This is a genomic window from Pseudoalteromonas sp. RB2-MNA-CIBAN-0110, from assembly GCF_040309305.1.
Lineage (GTDB): Bacteria > Pseudomonadota > Gammaproteobacteria > Enterobacterales > Alteromonadaceae > Pseudoalteromonas > Pseudoalteromonas arctica.
This window is the reverse complement of sequence record NZ_JBEOOQ010000381.1, coordinates 1-212: the sequence shown is the minus strand read 5'-3', so window position 1 is coordinate 212 and position 212 is coordinate 1. Positions and strand designations below refer to the sequence as shown.

Sequence of the window (212 nt, the reverse complement as noted above, 5' to 3'; positions counted from 1 at the left end):
GGTACGACTGAGTGGATTCGAACCACCGACCCCTACCATGTCAAGGTAGTGCTCTAACCAACTGAGCTACAGTCGTACAATTTTTGAATTCTTAAATAAATTTATTCTGTGATATTAGAATAAATTTGGTACGACTGAGTGGATTCGAACTACTGACCTTTGGACCGGGTGATCAAGAGTAGGTAGTGCTTTTTCCTTCAGATGTACTTTTA

General features: G+C 40.1%; 1 tRNA gene. It reads right to left on the bottom strand.

Features of this window, described 5'->3' with window-relative positions:
• Window positions 1–2: 2 nt before the first annotated feature.
• Window positions 3–76, bottom strand: a tRNA-Val gene (locus AAEY68_RS21855).
• Between the last annotated feature and the right edge of the window lie 136 nt (window positions 77–212).